The following is a 1412-nucleotide window of genomic DNA, read 5'->3' on the forward strand; positions in this document are numbered from 1 at the left end:
GACTTCGCTGGTATTGGTATTGTTCGCTTCAGTGACCGAAATTTTTAAACCTGGAACCTGCGCTGTCTGCTGTTGATGTTGTCTGCTATTCCACCAATGGATACTGATGTCAGAAAGTTGTTCATCAGCCACTGTTTGAGGTATCAACACCTGTTTAAGCGTCATTACTGTATTGCCAGATTCATCTTGCGAGAATTGAGGTTTTTCATCATAAACGCGAAATGAGGTTGGGTAATCAACGGACAAATTGGGGAACTGATTCGGGTTGAGCCCCTCTATTTTCAAAGTGATAATACGGGTCAGCGCATTGCCAACCTTGGTTTTCAAGGTGCTTACGCTATTCTGGGCATTCGAGGCATTCCACGTACTTAGGGTGTCAATCAACTGACCGTCTTCGTCAAGCCATTGCTGTTCTAGTACTACCTCGTTCGTGGGTAGCCATTCACCAGAATAATTATCAGGGATCGGCAGCACCGACAGGGCAAAGCGTTCTGCGGGCGTGTCCGCATTGATCATCTGAGTCGTGCCGGTACGATCATTACCGTGAATCACTGTTCCTGTGAAAGCGGGTCCGACGACGTTGTATTCTCCTGAATTGGACGCTTCAATGCGATATTGCTGGTCAACGATGGTGACCTCAACGCCATCGAGTACGCTTTGATATTGGTTGGGTTCACCTGCAAGTTCAATGCTCATACCATCCACTGTTGGCTGAATAATATGCGCATTTTGTAAGCGCCTTGGGTCCGCTTTAATTATCAGTCGAAAATTCAACAGTGCACTTTCTTTAGGGTAGAGGGTCTCTCTCGAAAGGGACGTCTGTAATTCAATAAAATCACTTGCCTCTGGCTGGTTCTTATCCATTTTTACTTGGATATTTATAGGTTGAGTCTTTGCGCCTGCAATCGTAAAACTAGGAATCGTCAGGGTTCCGAGTTTTTGCGCAGCTAAAGAGACATTCCATTCACTGCGGGTGTTTTTATTCCCATTGATGATGTTGATTGAAGTGCCAAAGCTGGGCCTCCCCATGAAAAAGTCTTTTTCCAAAACACTTAAATCAATGTCATCTTGTGACACTCTTTCATCGGCAACGATTTTGAGCTGAAACACTTCATTTTTTGTTACGCTATTGCTGCTCACGCTTGCCATTACATTAGCGGCAAGGCTGTGAGGGCTAATCAATAGTAGCGTAACTAACGCGCATGTTGACACGATTTTTGACGAGAAACGAGATAGGGTAGATTTCATCTTCACCACTTCTTACCTGAGTCTTTAGGAGGTTGTTTTTGCTTGGCCTGCAATACCATTTGCGCTTGCAGCAGTCGGCTAGGGTCGCGAGCACTTTCCACTTGCTCTAATTTGCGAATATTCGGGTCGACCGCTTGTTGGTTATCTTGCCTTGCCGTGGCTGT

General features: G+C 45.5%; 1 protein-coding gene. It reads right to left on the reverse strand.

Annotation, left to right across the window (positions count from 1 at the left end; all coding sequences use genetic code 11):
* Positions 1-1248: BatD family protein (locus ACP45E_RS12995; protein ID WP_069585085.1), on the reverse strand; the 1248-nt coding region annotated here is incomplete at its 3' end.
* Positions 1249-1412: the final 164 nt, after the last annotated feature.

The sequence above is a fragment of the Vibrio genomosp. F10 str. 9ZD137 genome, assembly GCF_049974785.1.
Lineage (GTDB): Bacteria > Pseudomonadota > Gammaproteobacteria > Enterobacterales > Vibrionaceae > Vibrio.